Here is a 24,085-nt window from a genome sequence, read left to right on the forward strand (position 1 = left end):
TTTTTTATGAGATCATTTTTATTCACCATAGTTTTCTGTTCGGTTGTTTCAACCAGTTTCGCCCAATCTTTTAAAAACGAATTCGGTTTTAAAACTGAAAACGATGCTTATCTGGCTACATTAAACGACCGGTATTATACCAACGGATTATTTATTTACTTCCGTCATGCCATTAATACGGAAAAACTCTCCGATAAGATCGAAAAGAAAACCTACGAAATTTCTGCCGGACAAAAAATGTATACGCCCTATTGGGGCCAGGTACCCAATAAAGCAGATCAGGACAGGCCTTTTGCAGGTTACCTTTATGCTGGTGGCGCTTATTCGGTTTTCTACAAAAATGAAAGCGTTTTAAAAACAAGTGTAGAATTGGGAACTGTTGGCCCTAACTCGCTTGCCCAAACCGCACAACGTTTCCTCCATAAAACCGTAGGTTTTTATACTCCTGCAGGCTGGGATTACCAGATTAAAAATGAACTGGCCATAAACCTCGCCGCCAACTACAGTAAACTACTTTTTAGACCTGAAGATCCAATTGTGGATATCAGCGCACAGGGTTATGCCAATTTAGGTACCACTTTTTCAGGATTAGGCACCTCGGTTTTATTTAGGGCAGGTAAAATCAATCAATTGTTCAATAGTGCTTACCATAATGCGGTAATTGGAAATTCGAAAACCAAAAGCCTAAATAATTCAGAGTTTTTCTTTTACGTTAAACCGCAGCTCAACTTTGTTGCCTATGATGCCACCATACAGGGAAGTCTTTTTAATAACAATAGTCCGGTAACATTTGGTGTAAAACCAATCGTTTTTGAACAACAGTTTGGTGTAAATTATAGTTCGAAGCGATTTACAGCTGATTTTAATGTGATTTTTAAAACGAAAGAGGTTAAAAGTGTGGCAAAAGCGCAGAATTATGGTGGTTTGAGTTTATATTACAGGTTTGGAAAGAGTTAGGTTAACTGTTAATATTGTTTTATTTTTAGATGGTTCATTATCCAAAACAATCGTCATGCTGATCCGATAGCTATCGGATCTCTAAGAACTAACATCTACAGAAGGTCAGATAACTAATAAAATTATTAAAAATCAATTACTTTCCTATTCTTCTTCTTTTCAGCCGTTGAGGCTTTATTCTTTAGCCTCTTTTCGATAATGCCTTTGGGAATTTTAGTGGGTTTTCTTTTTTTCTGAACAGTTAATGACCGCTTTAATAAATCGATCAGTTTTGCAATGGTTTTTTCCTTGTTTAAGAGCTGACTCCTATCTTCCTGCGAAACAATATGTAACAGTCCTTCAGAATCTAAGCGATTCTCCAGTTTTTCCTTTAATAGTGTTTTCTCCTCATCGCTGAAATGCTCAAAGGCATCGATATTAAAAATGAGTTCTACCTTACTAGAAACCTTGTTTACGTTTTGACCACCTTTGCCCCCACTTCTGGAAGTTTTGAAAGTAACAGACCGTAAAATTTCTTCTCTTGTAGGTAACATGCCGCAAAAGTAATAATTTGGAATTTAACAAAAAACACATCCAGCAAACTAATATTTTAGCCCTAGTCTGTTTATAATCTATCTTTATGCCCAAAAAATTCAGCATTCTGTTTCTATTTTTTACCTTTGCGCTACGATGAAGAAAAACCTGGTAATAGCAATAGATGGCTATTCATCTTGCGGAAAAAGTACATTAGCGAAGGCGCTGGCTAAAAAATTAGGTTTTATTTATGTAGATAGCGGGGCGATGTACCGTGCTGTAACCCTATATTTCTTAAGGAATAATATTGATATTACTGATGATGCTAAAGTTGTTGATGCTTTACAGCATATTGAACTGAATTTCCACTCGCGCGATTACGAATCGCACATTACCCTTAACGGTGAAGAAGTTTCTGATGAAATCCGTTTAATGCCTGTTTCTGAAAATGTAAGTGAGGTTTCAGCGCATAAAATTGTCCGCCATGAAATGGTGAAACAACAGCAGCGCATGGGAAAATCGAAAAATATCGTAATGGATGGCCGCGATATCGGCACTACCGTTTTCCCTGATGCTCCTGTGAAATTCTTCATGACGGCCGATCCAAAAATCAGGGCTGAACGCAGGTTTAAGGAACTAGAAAGCAAAGGCAATAATGAAACCACGTTAGAAGAAGTTTTTGAAAATCTTGCACATCGCGACTACGCTGATACCACCAGAAAAGAAAGTCCGTTGGTTAGGGCTGATGATGCTATCATTTTAGATAACACAGACCTTACACAGGAAGAACAATTGGATTTTGCATTAGAGAAAGTTAATCCGTTTTTGGTTTATTAGGCAGTAGTTCATTTGTTCACTGGTCATTAGTTCATTGGTCCATAGTTTAGTATTTGATAGTTGATGGCCATATTCGTTACTACAAAGCGACGAAAAATATTATAAAAGTTTGGTTAACCGTTTAAATTGGTAAACAGATGCCTATCGCTGCATCCCAAATGCATTGCTTAATTAATCGTCTTAAAACTAGGGATTTTAGACTATATAGATTTCTCCATTACGCGGTGCTCCAGTCGAAAGGACGTATCTTTAAGGTTAATTATTATCGGTTAACCGGTTCCAAGCTATGAGCTACAAGACTATCAACCATGATCTATCTGGCTATCGAACTTTGACTTCAGAAAAAAATTCATATTTTTAGCACATAACCCAAATGTCGCTATGAAATTAAAATCAATTTACCTTACTGTATTATTTCTATCCCTTTTTATTTTAAATGTAAGTGCCCAAAAAGGCTGGATCAATCTCTTTAACGGAAAAGATTTAAAAGACTGGAACATTAAAATTGCAAAACACGACTATAAAGAAAATTATGCCAACACATTCCGTGTAGAAAACGGTGTAATGAAAGTAAGTTATGATGGATACAATGAATTTGACCAACAATATGGTCATATCTTCTATAAAAAACCATTTTCGGCTTACCTATTAAAAGTAACCTATCGTTTTGTTGGCGAACAGGCTAAAGGTGGCGAAGGCTGGGCAACCCGAAACAGTGGTGCCATGTTACATTGCCAGGATCCGGCAACGATGTTAAAAGACCAGGATTTTCCGATTTCTATTGAAGGACAGATTTTAGGTGGAGACGGAGAACATGAACGCCATACCAGCAATGTGTGTACGCCTGGAACGCTGATTAATTATAATGGTAAATTGTTTACACCACACTGTTTAGATTCCAGATCGAAAACCTATGCAGGCGACCAATGGGTGACTGCAGAATTTTTAGTCTTAGGTGATTCTGTTATCAAACACATTATAGCAGGCGAAGTGGTTTTAGAATATACAAAACCTCAAATTGGCGGTGGCAACGTTTCTAACTTCGACCCGAAAGTTAAAATAGATGGTAAAGCATTAACATCAGGTTATATATCATTACAAAGCGAAAGCCATCAGATAGAATTTAAAACGGTAAAACTTTATGATTTAGAAGCCTATATGAAAAACAAGGCCAAACTGGATAAAGTATTGGCTAAAATATTAAAAGAGTAAACTATGTGACTACTTAGTTGTTGAATGATGATGTAAAAATATTACACCTAATTTATATGATGCTCAACACCCGTTTATTTACTCCCCTTGCCCTGCTATTCTTTCTTTTAGTTGCCAATATCACCTTTGGACAAACGGCTTATAAAGTAAAAGACATACCCGATCCTAAAAATAATGGGGGTGGTTATGTGAGTGACCCTGATAAAATACTGGGTACCAATGCGGTTTCGGAGATCAATAGCACCATATCCGATTTCGAGAGTAAAACCAATGTGCAAGTGGCAGTGGTGGTAGTTAACGATTTCGACCATAATAAAGAGGATTTCGACTTTGCTTATGAGCTTTTCAATACATGGGGAATAGGTTCAAAAACCAGTAACAATGGTTTGTTGTTATTTATTTCAAAGGAGCGCCGTAAATACAGGTTTATTACGGGTACTGGTGCAGAAGGTGTTTTACCTGATGTAAAGCTTAAACATATTGCCGAACAAAACCTCTTGCCTGCTTTTAGAGAAAATGATTTTGCCACCGGAATTACCAATACCATTAATGCCATTGGTGAGATTATTTTAAACCCTGAACATAAATCGGAGCTCAATCAATTGTTTACTCAGCAAGAAAGTGATAATGATTTAGAAAATTTCTTACTTCCTACCGGGATAATCATTATGCTTTTTTGGGGTGCATTCAAAATTTTAAACCGGCAGGCTAAAAATGCTACAAAAGATAAATCCAAGTCAGATGTAAACCAATATGAAAAGATTGGAAAAGGCTGTGCCGTGGCTATGATGATCACTTTTGTAACTGGCTTTATATTCTTCTTTTTTGGTGGACTGGAATTAGTTAAAAAAATAAGGCCAAAAGATGTTCCGATTATTCTGTATGTTATTTTGGCTCTTGTACTTTTCGGCAGATACCTTTTCCACATTTCAGCATTGCGGAAAATACACAATGACGATAAAAACTTTTTTAATTCGGTAAGTAGCTTTCATAAAAAGAATTTTTGGCTAATCATTTTTTCTCCCCTTATTTTAATCAACATCATCATCTATTTATTTAAAAGGGTTAAGAACATTAACCGCTTTAAAGCAGTGCTGGATAGTAAGGGTCAGGAAATGATACGTTTGGACAGAGATATCAATATTGAAGGCGAACCTTTTTTAACAAAGGGCCAACGTAAAGAGGAAATAGTAAAAGCTTATGATTACGATATCTGGGAAAGTGCCGACCATAAAGAACATATTATTAAGGCATGGCCTGCAGAAAACTACAATAGCTATACTGAATGCCCGGATTGTTACTTTAGAACTTATAAACTAAATAAACGCATAACTACAAGAGCAGCAACCTACAGTCATGAAGGCCAGGCAAAACTGATAAATGAGTGCAGTTTTTGCAAAAAAACAGAATTTATAAAGTGGATTAAACTGGCCATGCTGGTCGAATCGAGTTCGTCATCAAGTTCCTCTTCATCAGGCAGCAGTTCATCGTCTTCGTCATCAAGCAGTAGCTGGGGCGGCGGCAGTAGCAGCGGTGGTGGTACGGGAGGCAGTTGGTAACTTGCCTTATTAGATAGCTGCTTTGTTCTGACTAAAAGAAGTTTTTCAAGAAAAACGAACAGTACCTTTTTTCAATCTTATCTCCACCTATTAAAAGTATTTTCTAATTTTGAAACTCTTAGCACGGTGTTTGCTTATAGCGTGTTGCAATTATCGATTAAACTGTTCGCAGAATCTTATACTTATGACTAGAATTTTCTTCCTCATCATCGCTCTTTCTATTTTTGCTAACCGTTTAAATGCACAAGAATTGTATCGTGTTAAGGCCGATAAGTTGCGCGTAAGAGAAAGCAGCGATCCGAAAAGCAAGGTGATTGGAAATTTTGCCCAAAATGGAAACATTACCGTTTTAGACGTAAGTAATGACAAGTTTTACAAAGTAAAGTTTAAAAACCGCGAAGGTTGGGTAAGCAAGGATTTTGTAGAAAAAATTACACCGGCAACTAAACCGACTACTGCGCAGGCAACTACTGCACAAACAGGTGCTGCCACTCAAACGGCAACAAGCACCGACATGTATCGCGTAACTGCCGACGATTTACGTGTAAGACAACAAGCTGATCCAAAAAGCAAAATTGTAGGATACCTGCCTAAAAATGAAAATGTGGCCGTGATTGACTCATCGAATACGAGCTTCTATAAAATTAAAGTTACCAACGGTGAAGGATGGGTGAGTAAAGAATTTTTAGTCAGGGTTTCTCCTGTAAAAGCTGCAGTCGAAAAAACCAGCGTAACCGCATCAGTACCTCTGGTAAAAACAGATTACACAAACATTATCTTTTTTGTAGTTGTAGCCTTAATACTCTTCACTATATTATACTTTTCGATTAAATATGCCAGTAGCAACAAATTTTTGATCGGTTTTGCAGTAGTTGTAATCCTGGTAACCGGGTATTTCTGCTACATTACTTTTATACAGGCAAAAGTGGTAACAGGCACCTTTGCAAGCAATGAAGATATTCAATACAAAACCTTCAATTTTAAATCGAAAGATTCGGTAACCGTTACCGATGCCTATACTGATTCTATTTTCACTTCAAAATATGTTATTGAAGGGGACATGATCAAACTTTATGATCAGCAGAACACGATTATGCTATTGATCAGAGATGATAAAACATTGGTTGGCGAGGGCTTTACAAGGGGAAAGTTTACGAAAAAATAAATCTACCACCCATAAAACGTTCCTACGGAACGAAAAAAACATATATTTTTTTTCTACCCATGATTCGTCCCGATGGGACGGCAAATATTGTTATAGTCGTTTATATTTAATTGACTTTTTTTTGTCATTGCTGTAAACCGTCCCATTGGGACGGATCATGGGTAGCCAATTTGTTATTGGCGTTTCGTTCCGTAAGAACGTTTGGTAGGTATTTGTGCACAGCCCCTTTGTTTATAAACCCGATAAAGCAGAATAGCCCGGAGCGCAGCGAGGACTATAAGCGATAGCGGGGCTGCTGTTCCCGATGAAATACGGAGTGCTGATTTTCAAATCCTAATGAAAAATCAATCCATAAAAGCTGTAGCCCTCTTCGCCCATATCCTGAAATAAATCCAGGATGACGGATCGATATATTATAATCATCTAAAAATCAGCAAGATTTATTAAAAAAATCTTTTCTATTAATTAAAATATTTTTACCTTTGCAGTCCCTAAATAGGGAAAAAAGGAGATAATTAATTAATGGCTAAAAAACAAGTAGCAGAAAAAGAATTAGCAGCTAAAACAGCTGAACTTCAGGGAGAAGGCGGACGCCTGACTGAAAAAGAAACTATCGAATCAGAAGCTGATTCAGTTTCGATCGAATCGATCAAATCATCATTAGCAACACCAACCGAAGATTTCGATTGGGATGCAGATGAAAAAGTTTTCGGTAATTACAATGATGCAGACCGTAAAAAGTTTGAAGATATGTATGCCGGAACATTCAATCAGATCACTAAAGGTGAAATCATTAGCGGTATTGTTGTTTCAATTAACAACAAAGATGTAGTATTAAACGTTGGTTTTAAATCAGACGGTTTAGTTTCTACTTCAGAATTCCGTGATACACCAGATCTAAAAATCGGCGATTCAGTTGACGTTTTCGTTGAAGCACCAGAAGATGCTAACGGTCAATTGATCCTTTCTCGCAAAAGAGCAAAAACCCAAAGATCATGGGAAGCTATTAACGAGGCTCTTGAAAATGATAGAATCATCAACGGTTTCGTTAAGAGCCGTACTAAAGGTGGTTTAATTGTTGATATCATGGGCGTTGAGGCTTTCTTACCAGGATCTCAAATTGATATTAAACCTATCCGCGATTACGATGTATACGTGGGTAAAACAATGGAATTCAAAGTTGTTAAAATTAACCATGAGTTTAAAAACGTAGTTGTTTCTCATAAAGTGTTAATCGAAGACGATTTAGAAAGCCAAAAAGTAGAGATCGTTTCTAAATTAGAAAAAGGTCAGGTACTTGAAGGTACTGTTAAAAACATTACTGATTTCGGTGTATTCATCGATTTAGGTGGTGTTGATGGTTTACTTCACATTACTGATATTTCTTGGGGCCGCATAGAGCATCCAAAAGAAGTATTATCATTAGATGAAAAAATCAACGTAGTTGTTTTAGATTTCGATGATGAGAAAAAACGTATCGCTTTAGGCTTGAAACAATTAACTCCACACCCTTGGGAAAACTTAAGTACTGACATCCAGGTTGGTTCTAAAGTAAAAGGAAAAATCGTAACTGTTGCAGATTACGGTGCTTTCTTAGAAATCATCCCAGGTGTTGAAGGATTAATCCACGTTTCTGAAATGAGCTGGTCACAAAACTTAAGAAACCCACAAGAATTCTTAAAAGTTGGTGATGAGATCGAAGCTGAAGTTTTAACTTTAGACAGAGACGAGCGCAAAATGAGCTTAGGTATTAAACAATTATCTAACGATCCATGGCAAGAAGTTGCTGCTAAATTCCCAGTTGGAAGCAAGCACCAGGCAACTGTTAAAAACATGACTAACTTCGGTGTTTTTGTTGAAATCGAAGAAGGTATTGATGGTTTAATCCACATTTCTGACTTATCATGGTCTAAAAAAGTAAACCACCCTAACGAATTCACTAAAGTTGGTGATGTGTTAGACGTAGTTGTTTTAGAATTAGATGTTGATAACCGCAAATTAAGCTTAGGTCACAAACAACTAGAAGAAAACCCTTGGGATACTTTCGAAACGATCTTCACTTTAGATTCGGTTCACCAGGGTACTGTTGTTAAAGTAACTGATAAAGGTGCTGTTATTGCTTTACCTTATGGTGTAGAAGGTTTCGTACCGACTAAACACATGGTTAAAGAGGACGGTACTTCAGTTAAAGCTGAAGAAACCAATGACTTCAAAATCATTGAATTCAACAAAGAAGCAAAACGTATCGTAGTATCTCACGCCCGTATCTGGGAAGAGGTTAAAGCTGAAGCTGTAGCAGAAGAAAGAAATGCTAAGAAAAAAGAAGCTAAAGCTGCTGTAACTGCGGTTAAAAAAGTTAAAGATTCTGTAGAGAAATCTACTTTAGGAGACTTAGACGTATTGGCTCAATTGAAATCGCAATTAGAAGGCGAAGAAAGCAAAGCTAAAAAAGGCTAGTTCTTTTTAACTGAATATATTAATCCCGATGGCGAAAGTTATCGGGATTTTTTTGTGGTTATTTTTTGCCACGGAAACACGGAATGCACGGATCTCCTCCATGAATCGTCATTTCGAGGCTGGGATTGCGCGAGCCGAAGCAATCTTTTTCGCTTTTCTTTTTATCAGAGCGGAAATTTGCAACCTGAGCTTATATTTTTTCAAATACCTTATATAGTAAATCATAATTAGAAAACGAAAGCAAGCGCTTATCGGTAAATGCAATCCCGCTATACTTTCTTCCGTGAAAAACGGCATTAATCTTATCGTCTGCATGCTAGACTTTATTTAACAGAGGAAGTAGACCTTGGCTGATAATTTCTTCCATCTTTTTAAACAAAACTAGTTGCAATATTTCCGGAAGGAGTTAGTACTCATTGGTAAAACTACCAACTTTCATCGGGCGCGTTTTTTTCTTACTTTTGATTAAATCCCTCTTAATATGTATAAAATAAGCATTATAATCATTTTTTGTTTCATCTCTATTGCCAATACTGCATATAGCCAAGCGGATAGCGTTAAAAAATACTTAATATCTGCATTGGATATGATGAAAGCAAAATCGGTTAACAAGGGCAAAGTCAACTGGGATTCACTATATAATTCTTCTTTAAAATCGGCTGCCACCTGCAAAACAATAAGAGATACATACCCTATTATTACCGATGCCCTTAAAGGGCTAGAAGATGCGCACTCAAGATTTTATGCCCCGGAGACTGTAAAAGAATATTTGCTCGGTTATAGGGCAACCGGACAAGAATTCCCTGTTATTAAAGCTGACTTTTTAGAAAACAAATATGCTTACATTACTTTACCAGAAATTGGATGTTATAATTTTGATGACTGGAATGAATATGTAGATACTTTCTATAAGCGATTAACCGAACTGCAAAAACACAATCCCAAAGGCTGGATACTAGATTTGAGGGATAATATTGGCGGAATGTTTTACCCAATGTATGCCGCTATTTCCCCGCTTTTAAATGATCAAAAGGTAATTGCAACTAAAGATGCTAAAGGAGAAATCACATATTTCGCTTACAAAAACGGCAAATTTTACGAAGGGAAAAACCTTGCTCATCAATTTAACCTTAAAAACAAAGGCGTTACTACAGTAACTAAACCCCTGGTGATCCTCATCAATAAGAAAACAGGAAGTTCAGGCGAGTTTGCGGCCATCTCATTTGCCGGACAAAAAAACGTGAAATTCATTGGAGAAAACACTCAAGGATTAACCTCAGGGAATCAAGAGTATAAATTAAGCGATGGTGCATTTTTAGTACTTACCATTGGAAATACAGTGGATAGAAACCAAAAAGAATATACTAAAATTGGGGAAGGGCTTACTCCTGATTTTAAAATAGAAACATCTGGTAAACAAGCAGAAACAAATCGGTTATACATGAGTAAGGCAATTGAAGTTTTAAATACCATCAAATAAGAAATAATGAGAAGTATTTTTTTAATAGCAATAGCTTGTCTTAGCGTTAAACTTTCAGCACAGGAAATTAATATCATTCCGCAACCAGTTTCTATTAAATTAGATCAAAAAGCACAACCTTTTAAAATAGATATTACGACTAGCTTTTATGCTGATTTTGGTGCGAACAGTTCCATTATTTTTTTAGATGAGTACCTGAATAAATATTATAATCTAAAATTGAAATGGTTCAAAAACCTAGACATTAAAAGAAAAAATATGATCAATGTGATCATCGATAAAGGGGTAAGCAATGCAAATCAATATCAATTAAAGATAGATCAAAATACCATTACGATTACCGCCGGATCGGATACTGCTGCTTTTTACGGCATCCAAAGCTTGATACAATTATTGCCAACTTCAAAATCAACCAGCTTAAATATTCCTGCTGTCGAAATTACCGATTACCCGCGTTTCGATTACCGAGGCATGCACCTCGATGTAAGTCGCCATTTTTTTGATGTAGCCTTTGTAAAACAGTACATCGACTACTTAGCGCTGCATAAAATGAATTATTTTCATTGGCATTTAACTGATGACCATGGATGGAGAATCGAGATTAAAAAATATCCAAAGCTGACTGAAATCGGTGCCTGGAGAAACGGAAGTATTATTGGTTTATGGCCGGGAAAAGGAAATGAAAATATTAAATACCAGGTTTTACCAAAAGAAGTAAAAATTACACCAAAAGATGGCGTGCTTAAAACCGATGGCATTAAACATGGCGGATATTATACCCAGGAGCAGATTAAAGAGGTAGTTGATTATGCCGCCAAACGTTACATTACCATTATTCCTGAAATTGAAATGCCTGCGCATAGTATGGCTTTATTGGCTGCTTACCCTGAATTAGGCACCGAGCCCAATAAAAAATATGAAGTTGCCGAAACCTGGGGAATGATGAACAAATACAATAATGTATTACAGGCTTCTGATACCACATTTAAGTTTTTAGAAAATGTTTTAACAGAAGTAATGGACCTATTTCCATCGCCATACATCCATATTGGTGGTGATGAAGCTTCGAAAATATGGTGGAAAAAATCGGATGTTTCGCAAGAGATCATGAAAGCCAACGGATTGAAAAATGAAAGTGAGCTACAAAGTTATTTTATCCGGAGGATGGAAAAATTTGTGAATAGCAAGGGCAAAACCATCATCGGCTGGAACGAGATTTTACAAGGAGGCCTGGCACCAAATGCGGTGGTAATGAGCTGGCAAGGCGAAAAAGGTGGTATTGAAGCCGCCAAACAGCAACATAAGGTAATTATGACGCCTGAAATTAAAATGTATTTTAACCACGCCCAATTTGTAAAAGAAGACAGCTTAACCGCAAACAAATTTTCACCTTTAATTAACGTTTATAATTATGAGCCCGTACCAGCTGAATTAAGTACCGAGCAGGCTAAATACATTTGGGGTGCACAGGGCTGTTTATGGAGTGAATACATTACCAATCCGGCAAAAGTGCAGTATCAGCTTTTCCCACGCCTGGATGCCCTGAGCGAAATTTTGTGGAGCCCCAAAGAAAAACGCAATTATCCTGATTTTCAGAAAAGACTTAAAACACAGTTTAAGCGATACGATTTAATGGGCATTACCTATTCGAAAAGATATTTAGAAAATTAGTGAATGATCTGTTTTGCCACCTGCATCTGATAAGTACCCGGTGTAATACCCACGATCTTTTTAAATGCCCTGATAAAGTAATTGGCATCGTTAAAACCTAGCTCGTAACTTATTGAGGCTACTTTTGTGCCGGGTTGGGCCAATAAAAGCTTGGCCTTATTGATTTTTTCTGTCAGGATAAAATCGTTCGGGCTGATGCCCAGTTCGCGCTTAAACAACCTATAAAAGGTTGCCTTGCTCATACAGGCCTTATCGCTCAGACTATTGATGCTGATCTTCTCGTTAAGGTTAGATTTAATGTAGTTCAACACAAAGGCCAAAGGGTTTTGATTGAGGTTATAACCTTCATCGCTGATGGTTTTAAGATTTTGAGTCTGCATAATGCGAACCAATAATTCTTTTAAAGTTAAATCGGCTAAAACATCTTTTTCTTTTGTCCGTTCAGAGCAGATCCTGATTACTTTATTGATAAGATAGGCAATCTCCTCATTGTTATAAAAATGGTATTCATCGTAGTTTAGCAGCCATTTCTCATTGCTGCCTTCTTTCGGGAAAAATTCGTTCAAATAAGAAATTGTTTTTTGGATCTGCTCCTGATCTATAGCCAGGGCAATACATTGAGTGGGATTAAGATCAGAAGCTTCAGGAAAATCAATTTCCATGGTAACGGCAGGCGGAACAATAACAGTTTGGCCAGGAAAATAATCAAAACCTTTCTTATCAAATAAATGCATTACCTTTTTGCCCCTCAGCATGCTCGTAATCACAAAATCATTAAAAGTAAGCGGAACTTTATACGATTCGGTATAGGTTTCGAAAACATTTAATTCGCAACGTTCTAAGGTATAAGAGGTTCTGTTCTCTACCAAAGTTTGCAAGGCTTCCGATGCACTGAGATTTACCTGATCTAATGTATGTTGCATAAACCGAAAAGATTTGGTCAGACATATTTAATAAACTCAAATATAATTATTTCAGCTAGTTATATCGTATAGATAAATGCCTGGAACCTGCATGACATGACCTAATCTGCATTTGCTGACTGTTAAGATCATTATGGTTACATAGCCTGAAATAATAATGCTATCAATTGATTCGATTGTACTATCTGCTCCATAGGCTTTGCCATTAGGTTTGTATTAACCAAATCTTAAAAAATTAAAAATCACAATGAGCCATCCCATTAAAAATCTTATACCAAACACCGCTCAAAATGATTTTTAAAATTTAATAATCAATAATAATTATGGAAAATTTAATTGAAAAACCATCATTCAAGCCGCATTACGATAATTACATTGGAGGGAAATTTGTAGCCCCGGTAAAAGGTGCTTACTTCGATAACATATCGCCAATTGATGGTAAAGTTTTTACTAAAGCAGCACACTCCACAAAGGAAGATTTAGAATTAGCCGTTGATGCCGCATATCAGGCATTTAAAACCTGGAGCAAAACATCTTCTACCGAAAGAAGTATCATTTTAAACAAGATTGCACAGCGGATGGAAGATAACCTCGAATACCTGGCGGCGGTTGAAACCATCGATAATGGTAAGGCGGTTAGAGAAACCTTAGCTGCCGATTTACCATTAGGCGTAGACCATTTCAGGTATTTCGCGGGAGTAATCCGTGCCGAAGAAGGTTCACTTTCAGAACTCGATCAAAATACTGTTTCGTTAATCGTACATGAGCCGATTGGTGTGGTGGCGCAAATTATTCCATGGAATTTTCCATTGTTAATGGGCATCTGGAAACTTGCCCCTGCCCTTGCCGCGGGTAACTGTGTGGTGTTAAAACCAGCAGAAAGTACACCAGTTTCTATTATGATTTTAATGGAATTAATCGGCGATTTATTACCTCCGGGAGTAATAAATGTGGTAAACGGTTTTGGAGCTGAACTTGGACGTGCCTTAGTGACTAATCCTAAAATTTCGAAAGCCGCATTTACAGGCTCTACCCCTACAGGCAGATTGGTAATGCAATATGCAACCGAAAACATTATCCCGGTTACACTGGAACTTGGTGGAAAATCACCCAACATTTTCTTCAGTTCGGTAATGGCAGAAGATGATGCCTTTTTAGATAAAGCGGTAGAAGGTGCGGTAATGTTTGCTTTAAACCAGGGTGAAATTTGTACCTGTCCATCACGTTTATTGATCCAGGAAGATATTTACGAAAAATTTATTGCCAAAGTAATTGAGAGAACAGAAGCGATAAAAGTCGGTAGTCCTTTGGATAGAACGGTAATGATGGGTGCGCAAGCTTCAAAAATCCAATATGAAAAAATTGCGCAATACATTAAATTAGGTAAAGAAGAAGGTGCCGAAGTGTTAACTGGTGGCGAGGTGAACGAATTACCTGGCGAATTGGGTGGCGGTTATTACATCAAACCAACCATCTTTAAGGGCCATAACAAAATGAGGATTTTTCAGGAGGAAATTTTCGGTCCGGTATTGGCCGTTACAACCTTTAAAACAGTAGAAGAAGCCATTGAAATTGCAAACGACACTTTGTATGGTTTAGGTGCCGGTGTTTGGACGCGCGATGCACATGAGCTTTACCAGGTACCGAGAGCCATTCAGGCAGGTCGTGTTTGGGTAAATCAATACCATGCTTATCCTGCAGGTGCTCCTTTTGGTGGCTACAAGCAATCGGGTGTGGGCAGAGAAAACCACAAAATGATGTTAGGCCACTACCGCCAGACCAAAAACATGCTTATATCTTACGATAAAAATAAATTAGGTTTCTTTTAGTTAGATCATAGTTGATGGTTTATTGCATAGCGTAAAAGATCATAGTTGATGGTTTGTTAGTTCATAGCTTAGTGTTTCATAAAAACTAAATCTTGCGATAAATGAAATAAGCACCACGACTATCAACCTACCTGACCATGAACCATCAACCACATAAGTATCAAAATATGAAGAACCATAAAACCACCTATACATTATCATGATCGAGCGAATAGACAGTACAGAAAAAGCAAAAGAGCTGATTGCGATACTTAAAGAAAAGCATGGAGAACTCATGTTTTACCAGGCTGGTGGTTGTTGCGAGGGTACACAGCCTCAATGTTTCGAAAAAGGAGGTTATTACCTGCGGATGCGCGATGTTTGTTTAGGTGAAATAGAAGGTTGCGAGTTTTGGGTAGACAGAGACCTGTTCGAGTATTGGAAATTCTCACACTTTACTTTAGATGTACTGGATGGATTTGGTGTAGGTGGTTTTTCGTTAGAAACCCCGCTTCAAAAAACCTTTAAGATCCATTACCGCCTATTCTCTGAAGAAGAATTAAAAGATTTAACTCCAGTTAAAACGGCGGAGTAATTGTTGTTTATTTGGTTTAAACAGAAGCCAGTTCGGAGAAATCCAGCTGGCTTTTTTTGTTTATATATTCTATAAGAAATCGTCATCTCGACCGGAACGCAGTGAAATGACGACCCTCTGTGGCATAGCATTGTTCATTTCACTTCATTCCTAATACCTTGTTTAACAGAATTTTAGATAACTATAATAAAGCACACGCACTATTTTAAAAATTTATGCAATCTTTGCATTAAAAATTAAACAATGCGTAAACTATTTGCCGTCCTTTCTACCATCATTACCTTATTTGCCATTAAAGAAACGGTCTATGTATTTACTTCTAATGAAGCAGACATGGTTAAGCAAAAAGCCATCATGATTGTAATTGCTTTAAGCATTACCATACCTTTAATCATTTTAACACTTTGGCTTTGGTCGCCGGGTAGAAAGAAAAATGGTCAACAAAATTAAGCTATAAATTTACTTTTCAATTCGGGAGTCGGCACCCAACAACTCTCCTGCCTTCCCCACCATTTGTAACGGTTTTTGGCAATTATATCATAAACCCAGTCACGTATAAACTTGGGAATAATGAGAAATACATAGAGAAGCGGAGTTAATCCATTGAGTTTTCGGGCCACTCTTAGTGCCGCTGAAGATTTGGTATAGAGTTTTCCATCCTCCAGCAATAAGATGGTATTCAATTTTTGCGGATCAGCATTAAATTTAGGCAGCATTTCTTCAGCGTAATCACCTTGTAGCGCAGTAAATTTGAATTGATCCTTTTTATCATGTTCAATAACAAATTGCACAGATGAATTACAGAGGTTACAAACGCCATCAAAGAAGATTACTGGTTGCCGGATCATAGATTATAAAAATAAAGTTTTTTAATGCAAAAACAGCCATCGTTTTCTCAGAATATTAAGCTTGTAGCAGAAAGACTAAAGCTTAAAAAACATAATCCCTATTATATTTTTTAATTCTATCATTTTACTTTAGTCTTTAAAGCACTATCAAAAAAATAATTTTACGTTTTTATATTTTGATAGAGAACAATTTAGCCATGAAACGCTAAAACAATCCAGCTTCAACTTTCTTACCTTAAAACATTTTTATATATTTGCCCAATCCTTCTTCCATGCAAAAGAAAACACTTCTTGACGGACAAAAAATTCAGATTACAATTAAGAGGCTCTGCCATCAATTAATTGAAAACCACGACGATTTCGCAAATACCGTTTTAATTGGTATCCAGCCAAGGGGTATTTTTTTAGCAGATCGTATTCATCAGGACCTTCAGCTTATCCTTAAAAACAAGAAAATTTTAAAGGGAAACCTCGATATTACTTTCTTTAGAGATGATTTCCGCCGTAAAGACGGACTGGTTACCGCAAGCAGCAATTCTATCGATTTTATTATCGAAGGCAAAAAAGTAATCTTAATCGATGATGTACTTTGGACAGGCAGAACCATTAGGGCAGCGCTAGATGCTTTGCTTGCTTATGGCCGACCAGAGAAAGTGGAACTTTTAGTTTTAATAGACCGTAGGTTTAGCAGACATTTACCTATAGAACCCGATTATATTGGGCATCAGGTGGATAGTTTAAACTCGCAACAGGTAAAAGTAACCTGGACGAGTGAAGGAAGTGAAGATAAAGTGATTTTAATATCCGAAAATAATAAATAAAAATGGCAGCAGAAAAACTATCAACCCGACATCTTTTAGGTATTAAAGATATTAACCGGAATGATATCGAATTGATTTTCGAAACTGCAGATAATTTCAAGGAAGTGATTAACAGGCCGATCAAAAAGGTTCCTTCACTTCGTGACATTACGATTGCCAACATCTTTTTCGAAAACTCTACCCGTACCAAACTTTCATTCGAACTTGCTGAAAAAAGGCTTTCGGCCGATGTGGTTAATTTTGCCGCTTCCTCTTCATCAGTAAGCAAAGGTGAAACCCTGATTGATACCGTAAATAACATCTTATCAATGAAAGTTGATATGGTAGTAATGCGTCATCCTTATGCCGGAGCAGGTCAGTTTTTAAGTAAACATGTAAAGGCTCAAATTGTAAATGCCGGAGATGGTGCACATGAACACCCAACACAAGCCTTACTAGATGCTTTCTCCATCCGCCAGAAACTGGGCGATGTAGCTGGCAAAAAGGTAGTAATTGTGGGCGATATCCTGCATTCACGTGTAGCTATCTCAAACATTCTTTGCCTGCAGCGCTTAGGTGCTGAAGTAATGGTTTGCGGTCCTACAACCTTAATCCCTAAACACATTCACCAACTCGGCGTAAAAGTTGAGCATAATTTAATTAAAGCTTTAAACTGGTGCGACGTCGCAAACATGCTGCGCATCCAATTGGAGCGTCAAGACATTAAATACTTTCCATCTTTAAGGGAATATGCGATGATGTATGGCTTAAACAAACAGATTTTAGATAATCTTGATAAAGAAATCATCGTCATGCATCCCGGTCCAATAAACAGAGGTGTTGAGATTACCAGCGACGTAGCCGACAGCAAACAATCGATTATTTTAGAACAGGTAGAAAACGGAGTGGCCGTGAGAATGGCGGTATTGTATCTATTGGCAAGTCAGGGCTAGGTTAGTTTGGATTTCTTAGTCCGAAGTCATCAGTCTATAGTCATCATCTGCATTCGTTGATGGCTTGACGTACTTCAAGATTTTATATTGGTAGTTGGCAATGTAACAATCCCCAACAATTTAACAATTGCCACAATACTGTTAACCAGTTTAAACAATGAACCACATCATTTTTCCACATTCGTTCACCCCTGAATACCAAACCTAAAATCCTATCGTTAGTTTGTGTTATTAACAGATGTTAATTACTTCTGTTGATAAGCTTTGATACTATTTCTAATTTAGTACCAACCATATTTGAAACCAATGCAGAAAAAATACTTACTAATTCCGCTAATTTTAGCTGGAAGTTTTAGCACTTACGCTCAGGTTAGCGCGGTGCAGAACCTCAACAAAAACTATCAAACGGGCTTAGAATTATTAGACAAAGAAAAATACACTGCAGCTGCACAACAGTTTAAACTTGTTGAGCTGCAACGTTATAAACCTTCTACCCAAACAGAGAGCAACGCTGAATTATCTTTACTGAAAGAGAACGCAAAATTTTATGCCGCCGTTTGCGCACTGGAGTTAACCAATGCAGATGCTGAAAGTTTATTTCAGGCCTTTATCCGGGATTACCCGTTAAATCCGAACACCAAACTTGCTTATTTCTATGTTGGAAAAACTTATTTCAACCAGAAAAACTATAAAAAAGCTTTAGAATGGTTCGAAAAAACAGATCCTTCTACACTTTCTGGCAAGCAGAGAAACGAATATCAGTTTAAACAAGGTTACGCCTATTTTGAACTTAAAGACTACGAAAAAGCAGAACCTTTATTCGAAAAAGTTAAAAAAGAAGAGGGCGATTTTCAGGAAAGCGCTACTTACTACTTTGCTTATATCAATTACTTAAACAAAGAGTATAAAACAGCTTTAGCTAACTTCGAAAAATTAAAGGGCTCTCCTACTTATGAGGCGAGTTATCCCTACTACATCACTTCGATGTACTATCTTGATGAGCGTTACGATGATGTAATCAGCTATGCCTTGGCATCGATTCAAAAAACCAAACAACAATTCGAACCAGAAATGTTGAGTTTGGTTGCCGCATCGTACTTTGCAAAATCTGAATTTAAAAATGCTGAAAAGTATTTCGCCGAATATTATGCAAAAGATAAAAGCGAAACCAAGAACAATCTCTTCATTTACCAATACGGATATTCCTTGTTTCAGAATAAAAAGTACAAAGAGTCTGTTGCCGTTTTAGAAAAACTGAATACTGATGACATTTACCTGCAAAATGGTATGCATACGCTTGGTAAAGCATTTATCCAGTTGGGCAACAAGCAGAAAGCACAAAGTGCTTTTTTCAGGGCTTCTCGTTTAAGTTTTGATAAGGGTATACAAGAAGAAGCCTGGTTAAACTATGCCAAATTAAGTTACGAATTGGAATTTCACCAACAAGCTTTAGAGGCTACACAAGGTTTCTTAAAAACTTTTCCGAAATCGCGCAAAATAAACGAGGCGAAAACCTTATTGGGTGAGGTTTTATTAACCACAAAAAACTACCAGGCAGCTGTAGATATTCTGGAGCCAATTCCAGATAAAAACCTTGAGGCTAAAGAAGCTTATCAAAAGGTAACCTATTTCCGTGGATTAGAGTTTTATAATGAAAGAGCTTTCCCAAATGCATTATCAATGTTTTTACGTTCTGAAACGTTTCCCGAAGACAATGAGATCAATGCATTAAATACTTACTGGAAAGCAGAGGCAATGTACGAACTGCGTAAGTATGGCGAAGCGGTTAGCACTTTCGAGAAATTCTTGAAGATGCCGGATGCCGATAAAACAGGCGTTTACAATTTCGCGAATTATGCTTTGGCTTATGCTGCTTTCGAAGATGAGAAATACAGCAAAGCAGCTACTTATTTCGAAAAATTCCTTGCTGGTAATGATAAAGATCAAAAAACCATTGATGATGCAACCATTCGTTTAGCCGATTCGTATTTCGTAAATAAGAATTATGGCGATGCAATGGCCAATTACAACAAAATCATCAGTCGCAAAACAACTTCTGAAGATTATGCCACTTTCCAAAAAGGAATGATCCAGGGGTTGGAAACGCAGTATGATGCGAAAATTGCAACGATGCAAAGCTTGTTAAATAATTTTCCAAATTCAAACTATGCTGATGATGCAGGCTTCGAAACAGCCTATACCTATTTCAACAAAGGCGATTTTGATAAATCTAAATCAGATCTTGTTGCATTGGTGGCCAAATACCCGCGCAGCAGCTATGTAGCTAAAGCACTGGTTACCATTGGCTTGGTTCAATATAATCAAGACCAGGATGATGCCGCTTTAGAATCGTTCAAAAAAGTAATCCGAGATTATCCAACTGCCGATGAAGCTAAACAGGCGATGGAATCGATCAAAAACATTTATGTAGACCGTGGCGACGCAAATGGTTTTATTACTTATGCGGCTACTACCCCACTTGGAAATTACTCTGGTTCAGAACAGGATAACATTGTTTTTGCCGCAGCCAATAATACCTATCTAAAAGGAGATGCCAATGGCGCATTCCAGGCAGTAAATGCTTATTTCGATAAATTTCCTAAGGCCAACCATGAAAAAGAGGCTAAATTTATCAGAGCAGAATCGTTGGTGAAACTGGGCAGGCCAGATGAAGCCATTCCTGATTACGAATTTATCTTAAACGACTGGACGAGCGATTACACTGAACGTTCTTTGGTAAGTATCTCTCAACTCTTCTTAAATCAGAAGAAATACAACGAAGCGATTGTTTACCTGAAAAGATTAGAAACGACAACCGATTACAAGTCTCACTATAGTTTTGCCATCAACAATTTATTGAAGGCTTACACGGCTTTAAACATGCCTGATGATATGCTTAAGTATGCACAGCTGACCAAAGAATCGGAAAAAGCTTCAGAAGAAGAAAAAAACAGTTCCAGCTTATACTCTGGTAAAGCTTACTTGTTAAAAGGCGATACTACCACAGCCATCAAAGAATTTAAAAATGTAGTGGCTAAAACAAAAACAATTGCCGCTGCCGAAGCAAAATACAATCTGGCTTTATTAGAATACAACAAAGGTGATTTCAAAACTTCATCTAAAACCTGTTTTGATCTGGTTAACAACATGGCCGCTTACGATTATTGGGTAGCGAAGGCATTTATCCTTTTATCTGATAATTATGTGGCACTAAAAGACAATTTACAGGCAAAAAGTACACTTCTCAGTATAATTGATAATTACGAAGGCAAGGACGATATCATCCCTACAGCCAAAGAAAAACTAGAAAAACTAAACCAGAAGAAGTAGCATTATGAAATCGATTAAATATATATATAGTTCACTGTTTTTTTTAGCTGCTGGATTAATGACTGCTCAGGCACAGGATAAAAAAACTGAAGAAAAAGGGGTGGTAAACGAAGAGATTGAAGTAGTGCGCCCATATAAACCAATTTTGGCCGAAGCGGTAAAGTTGAGAAGAAGCCCGAATTTGGACGACGTTAAAACTTATAAAGCAAAATTAAACTATAGCATTTTAGATAGAAAGCTGGAGTTGAACAGCGATATCCAAAAGCTACAGGCACAGGCGCTTGCCGAAGAAAAAGAAAGCATATTGGTTAACAATTATGTAAAAGGTGCATTCGGATCGTTGGGTACCCTTTTGGGCGAAGCTTATTTTAACACCGGCAAAGATGAAGGACTACAGGTTGGTGGTTATTTTAAACACTTTAGTCAGGAAGGAAAGCTAAACAAACAGAATAGCAGCAACCAACAGTTAAGTGTTTTTGGTCGCAGTATTTTAGATGAAAATACTGTGAGTGGCCGCATTAATTTTGAGCGCAATGGTACCTACTTTTATGGTATAGATGATGCCCGGCCAACCCTAAATCCTAATCCTGGTAAGCAGGCTTTAACTACCATCGAATTAGAAGGTGAACTGGTGAAAAACTTTACTGAAGATGAAGATGCTTTTAGTTATGCCTTAAAAGCGAATGGTTATATCTGGAACGATAAATTTAGCGCCAAAGAAAATTACCTCAGCTTAAACGGTTATGTAAACAAACGTATCAATTCTTTAAACCTTGGCTTAGCTGCATCAACCGAATTTGGTAATAGCAAAGATGCTTTAACCAGTGTTGGCAATAACCTGTTGCGTTTAAACCCTTATATCCGTTTACAGGTTAAAGGTGCTAAAATTACCGCAGGAGTTAATTTTGTACAGGAATTTGGCGCCTACAGCAGTTCAAAGATATTCCCGGCAATTACTGCTGATTTCACACTGATTCCTGATTATCTGCAGGTTTTTGGCGAGGTGAAGGGAGATGTAAACAGAAACTCTTTAAAAGGCTTTACGGATGAAAACCCCTGGCTAAACAGCAATATCTTAGTGAAAAATACGGTGGAAAAATTAAGTTTTAGTGCAGGCATTAAGGGTACTGGCGGACCAGGTTTTGGTTATAAAGCCCGTATCTATGTAAAACAGTTTGATGATATGCCTTTGTTCGTAAATAACTTTACCGACTTTAATAAGTTTGATGTTATCTACGATTTCGGCAAAACGAAATTAACGGGTTTAGAAGGCGAAATTTCTGTTCAGGTAAGTGATGCTTTAAAATGGACAGGTAAATTAAACATCGACGATTGGAAACCTGCTTCTGAAACTTACTCTTGGTTCAAACCAGGTTTAAAAGTGAGCTCGAACTTTATGTATACCTTTAACAAAAAACTAAGCTTTAATGCAGGTGTGGTGATTCAGGATGACGTAAAAGCTAAAGTATACACGGGTGCTCCTGTTCCCGCTTCGCAATATGTAATCCCTAACACAGGTATAGAACTTATTGAAACAGTTAAAGGTTATGTAGATTTAGGGCTCGGTGCAGATTACAGGATCAATAAAAAATTCTCTGTTTTTGCTAAAGCAAACAACATCTTAAATAAAAACTACAGTAGATATTTGTACTATCAGGTTAATGGATTTAATATTTTCGGAGGCTTGACTTACTCATTTTAGGATAGAGAAACCTCTAAAGTCTTACTGAAAAAAAAAAATGCCTTCCGAAATCGGGAGGCATTTTTTTATGGGCTTTTTAGTAAAATCTTCATTGCCTAAGGTCTGTTTTCAAAAACAAAGTATTTGGAATAACAGATATAATCAGATAATCATTTCGACCGTATCATCATTGCGAGAAGGCTTTTTCAGCCGACAGCCTGCCCCGATTTTCGGGGAAGTAATCTTACAACGATCGCTACCAGCGTGCGCATTAAGATTATTCATTTTTCCAGTTGCTTTTAAAGGCATTCATGAGCTCAATCGTTCGGTTATCTTCGTGCCTCGCAATGACGATTTTTATATTGGAGGTCTTGTCAATGGTACAGGTTAGAATTTTTCAAATACATCGGAGGGCTGATGACAGATATACAAGGGCGTCATTTCGACCGCAATGGAGAAATCTTTGAACTATTTTAAAAGATTTCTCCATTTCGCTGCGCTTCAGTCGAAATGACGGCGATTTTTTAAATCTGTCAGTCGAAGGGCATTTATTTGCGATTTATCAATCTCAAGAAGTCTTCGACTACGCTACCATTGACGTTATTTAAAAACTATTATTAATTAGCACTTTAATTACTTTAGTATTTCCGCCCAGCTAGGCCATAGCACGATATCCCCGTTCTGCTTAAATCCGGCCTAACAAATTTTTCGGGTTGCACTGCCTAATCCAACCTACTAGCTTCGAAAGAAAACGGCGAAGCCCTCATGAATGCAGCTTAATTTATAAACAACAAATGAATAAATTTTCAGCCGGCATTTTTTGTTTCTTTTTGATGCCAAAAAGAAAGAGCCATTTGGCGGCGGCGAGCCGAGGCAAGACCGCGCCGTAGGACAAGGGAAACGATTGTACGTCACTCATATTGTTTTTTATAAAATAAACCCATCAGACTGACGACCGCCGTGCTTAACTTAATGACATTGCCTGAAAAAGCTTTCTCTGCAATGATGCTATTTTGAAAAGATTATTTTTCACTTAAACCTATATCCTATCCCAATCCTAAAAACCTGATTAGTCTGTTTAAAAGAGCCCAAACTATTGCTTACAATGTATGGCGTTAGCCATTGGTAGCAGCCATTGATATCAAATTGTTTAATGTGAATAGTGATGCCGCCTGTAATTTATAGCAAAAACAAACTGATTCCAACCACAGAAGCGATCAATCTATACATAATTAAAGAAGTTGAAATACTACCAATTCTGCTGTGTGGATATTTTCGATGGGATTTTTTATATTC

The 24,085-nt window shown here is 37.2% G+C and carries 18 protein-coding genes; 15 read left to right on the forward strand and 3 right to left on the reverse strand.

Annotation, left to right across the window (positions count from 1 at the left end; all coding sequences use genetic code 11):
- Positions 1-6: 6 nt before the first annotated feature.
- Complete coding sequence (locus BCL90_RS21880; protein WP_121287209.1) at positions 7-957, forward strand: lipid A deacylase LpxR family protein; 951 nt, start codon at positions 7-9, stop codon at positions 955-957.
- Between the two features lie 125 nt (positions 958-1,082).
- On the opposite strand, the gene arfB is transcribed toward BCL90_RS21880, so the two are convergent.
- Positions 1,083-1,490: an alternative ribosome rescue aminoacyl-tRNA hydrolase ArfB gene (gene arfB / locus BCL90_RS21885; RefSeq protein WP_121287211.1), complete on the reverse strand. Its 408-nt coding sequence runs from the start codon at positions 1,488-1,490 to the stop codon at positions 1,083-1,085.
- A gap of 136 nt (positions 1,491-1,626) precedes the next feature.
- Between arfB and cmk the strand changes: the two genes are divergently transcribed.
- The 7 genes from cmk to BCL90_RS21925 all read left to right on the forward strand — a co-directional run bounded on the left by cmk (position 1,627) and on the right by BCL90_RS21925 (position 11,851).
- Positions 1,627-2,307, forward strand: a complete 681-nt coding sequence (gene cmk, locus BCL90_RS21890; protein ID WP_121287213.1) for a (d)CMP kinase — start codon at positions 1,627-1,629, stop codon at positions 2,305-2,307.
- A 381-nt stretch (positions 2,308-2,688) separates the two neighbouring features.
- Complete coding sequence (locus BCL90_RS21895) at positions 2,689-3,519, forward strand: 3-keto-disaccharide hydrolase (RefSeq protein ID WP_121287215.1); 831 nt, start codon at positions 2,689-2,691, stop codon at positions 3,517-3,519.
- A 56-nt stretch (positions 3,520-3,575) separates the two neighbouring features.
- Positions 3,576-5,078, forward strand: coding sequence for a TPM domain-containing protein (locus tag BCL90_RS21900; protein ID WP_121287217.1), 1,503 nt, complete (start codon positions 3,576-3,578; stop codon positions 5,076-5,078).
- Positions 5,079-5,262: 184 nt separating this feature from the next.
- Positions 5,263-6,243, forward strand: coding sequence for an SH3 domain-containing protein (locus tag BCL90_RS21905; RefSeq protein WP_121287219.1), 981 nt, complete (start codon positions 5,263-5,265; stop codon positions 6,241-6,243).
- A gap of 522 nt (positions 6,244-6,765) precedes the next feature.
- A complete protein-coding gene (rpsA, locus tag BCL90_RS21910) occupies positions 6,766-8,700 on the forward strand; it encodes a 30S ribosomal protein S1 (protein ID WP_121287220.1) in 1,935 nt (644 codons plus the stop codon).
- Between the two features lie 481 nt (positions 8,701-9,181).
- Complete coding sequence (locus BCL90_RS21920) at positions 9,182-10,180, forward strand: S41 family peptidase (RefSeq protein ID WP_121287224.1); 999 nt, start codon at positions 9,182-9,184, stop codon at positions 10,178-10,180.
- Positions 10,181-10,186: 6 nt separating this feature from the next.
- Positions 10,187-11,851 carry a beta-N-acetylhexosaminidase gene (locus tag BCL90_RS21925; RefSeq protein ID WP_121287226.1) on the forward strand — a complete coding sequence of 555 codons (1,665 nt, stop codon included), beginning with the start codon at positions 10,187-10,189 and terminating at the stop codon, positions 11,849-11,851.
- On the opposite strand, the gene BCL90_RS21930 is transcribed toward BCL90_RS21925, so the two are convergent.
- Positions 11,848-12,774, reverse strand: coding sequence for an AraC family transcriptional regulator (locus tag BCL90_RS21930; protein WP_121287228.1), 927 nt, complete (start codon positions 12,772-12,774; stop codon positions 11,848-11,850). The two genes, BCL90_RS21925 and BCL90_RS21930, sit on opposite strands and share 4 nt — an antisense overlap.
- Positions 12,775-13,097: 323 nt before the next feature.
- Between BCL90_RS21930 and BCL90_RS21935 the strand changes: the two genes are divergently transcribed.
- The 3 genes from BCL90_RS21935 (at position 13,098) to BCL90_RS21945 (ending at position 15,627) form a co-directional block, all read left to right on the forward strand.
- Positions 13,098-14,603 carry an aldehyde dehydrogenase family protein gene (locus BCL90_RS21935; RefSeq protein WP_121287230.1) on the forward strand — a complete coding sequence of 502 codons (1,506 nt, stop codon included), beginning with the start codon at positions 13,098-13,100 and terminating at the stop codon, positions 14,601-14,603.
- A gap of 199 nt (positions 14,604-14,802) precedes the next feature.
- On the forward strand, positions 14,803-15,177 hold the full coding sequence (locus BCL90_RS21940; protein WP_121287232.1) for a DUF779 domain-containing protein: 375 nt from the start codon (positions 14,803-14,805) through the stop codon (positions 15,175-15,177).
- 243 nt (positions 15,178-15,420) lie between these two features.
- Positions 15,421-15,627 carry a hypothetical protein gene (locus BCL90_RS21945; protein WP_121287234.1) on the forward strand — a complete coding sequence of 69 codons (207 nt, stop codon included), beginning with the start codon at positions 15,421-15,423 and terminating at the stop codon, positions 15,625-15,627.
- On the opposite strand, the gene BCL90_RS21950 is transcribed toward BCL90_RS21945, so the two are convergent.
- The gene (locus BCL90_RS21950; protein ID WP_121287236.1) at positions 15,624-16,025 is read right to left on the reverse strand and encodes a thiol-disulfide oxidoreductase DCC family protein; all 402 of its coding nucleotides are present in this window, start codon (positions 16,023-16,025) and stop codon (positions 15,624-15,626) included. The two genes, BCL90_RS21945 and BCL90_RS21950, sit on opposite strands and share 4 nt — an antisense overlap.
- Positions 16,026-16,297: 272 nt before the next feature.
- Here BCL90_RS21950 and pyrR point away from each other — a divergent pair, with 272 nt between their 5' ends.
- The 4 genes from pyrR (at position 16,298) to BCL90_RS21970 (ending at position 22,810) form a co-directional block, all read left to right on the forward strand.
- Positions 16,298-16,846 carry a bifunctional pyr operon transcriptional regulator/uracil phosphoribosyltransferase PyrR gene (gene pyrR, locus BCL90_RS21955; protein ID WP_121287238.1) on the forward strand — a complete coding sequence of 183 codons (549 nt, stop codon included), beginning with the start codon at positions 16,298-16,300 and terminating at the stop codon, positions 16,844-16,846.
- Between the two features lie 2 nt (positions 16,847-16,848).
- Positions 16,849-17,778 (forward strand): aspartate carbamoyltransferase catalytic subunit, encoded by a 930-nt coding sequence (locus tag BCL90_RS21960; protein WP_029279355.1) that lies wholly within the window; start codon positions 16,849-16,851, stop codon positions 17,776-17,778.
- A 306-nt stretch (positions 17,779-18,084) separates the two neighbouring features.
- Entirely contained in the window at positions 18,085-21,108 is a 3,024-nt protein-coding gene (locus BCL90_RS21965; RefSeq protein WP_121287240.1) for a tetratricopeptide repeat protein, read from the forward strand.
- A 4-nt stretch (positions 21,109-21,112) separates the two neighbouring features.
- The gene (locus BCL90_RS21970; protein WP_121287242.1) at positions 21,113-22,810 is read left to right on the forward strand and encodes a porin family protein; all 1,698 of its coding nucleotides are present in this window, start codon (positions 21,113-21,115) and stop codon (positions 22,808-22,810) included.
- Positions 22,811-24,085 lie beyond the last annotated feature (1,275 nt).

Source organism: Pedobacter alluvionis (assembly GCF_003664035.1).
Lineage (GTDB): Bacteria > Bacteroidota > Bacteroidia > Sphingobacteriales > Sphingobacteriaceae > Pedobacter > Pedobacter alluvionis.

Coding starts and splice junctions, on each gene's coding strand:
- BCL90_RS21880 (WP_121287209.1), top strand. CDS start 7: ATGAGATCATTTTTATTCACCATAGTTTTCTGTTCGGTTGTTTCAACC.
- arfB (WP_121287211.1), bottom strand. CDS start 1,490: ATGTTACCTACAAGAGAAGAAATTTTACGGTCTGTTACTTTCAAAACT.
- cmk (WP_121287213.1), top strand. CDS start 1,627: ATGAAGAAAAACCTGGTAATAGCAATAGATGGCTATTCATCTTGCGGA.
- BCL90_RS21895 (WP_121287215.1), top strand. CDS start 2,689: ATGAAATTAAAATCAATTTACCTTACTGTATTATTTCTATCCCTTTTT.
- BCL90_RS21900 (WP_121287217.1), top strand. CDS start 3,576: ATGATGCTCAACACCCGTTTATTTACTCCCCTTGCCCTGCTATTCTTT.
- BCL90_RS21905 (WP_121287219.1), top strand. CDS start 5,263: ATGACTAGAATTTTCTTCCTCATCATCGCTCTTTCTATTTTTGCTAAC.
- rpsA (WP_121287220.1), top strand. CDS start 6,766: ATGGCTAAAAAACAAGTAGCAGAAAAAGAATTAGCAGCTAAAACAGCT.
- BCL90_RS21920 (WP_121287224.1), top strand. CDS start 9,182: ATGTATAAAATAAGCATTATAATCATTTTTTGTTTCATCTCTATTGCC.
- BCL90_RS21925 (WP_121287226.1), top strand. CDS start 10,187: ATGAGAAGTATTTTTTTAATAGCAATAGCTTGTCTTAGCGTTAAACTT.
- BCL90_RS21930 (WP_121287228.1), bottom strand. CDS start 12,774: ATGCAACATACATTAGATCAGGTAAATCTCAGTGCATCGGAAGCCTTG.
- BCL90_RS21935 (WP_121287230.1), top strand. CDS start 13,098: ATGGAAAATTTAATTGAAAAACCATCATTCAAGCCGCATTACGATAAT.
- BCL90_RS21940 (WP_121287232.1), top strand. CDS start 14,803: ATGATCGAGCGAATAGACAGTACAGAAAAAGCAAAAGAGCTGATTGCG.
- BCL90_RS21945 (WP_121287234.1), top strand. CDS start 15,421: ATGCGTAAACTATTTGCCGTCCTTTCTACCATCATTACCTTATTTGCC.
- BCL90_RS21950 (WP_121287236.1), bottom strand. CDS start 16,025: ATGATCCGGCAACCAGTAATCTTCTTTGATGGCGTTTGTAACCTCTGT.
- pyrR (WP_121287238.1), top strand. CDS start 16,298: ATGCAAAAGAAAACACTTCTTGACGGACAAAAAATTCAGATTACAATT.
- BCL90_RS21960 (WP_029279355.1), top strand. CDS start 16,849: ATGGCAGCAGAAAAACTATCAACCCGACATCTTTTAGGTATTAAAGAT.
- BCL90_RS21965 (WP_121287240.1), top strand. CDS start 18,085: ATGCAGAAAAAATACTTACTAATTCCGCTAATTTTAGCTGGAAGTTTT.
- BCL90_RS21970 (WP_121287242.1), top strand. CDS start 21,113: ATGAAATCGATTAAATATATATATAGTTCACTGTTTTTTTTAGCTGCT.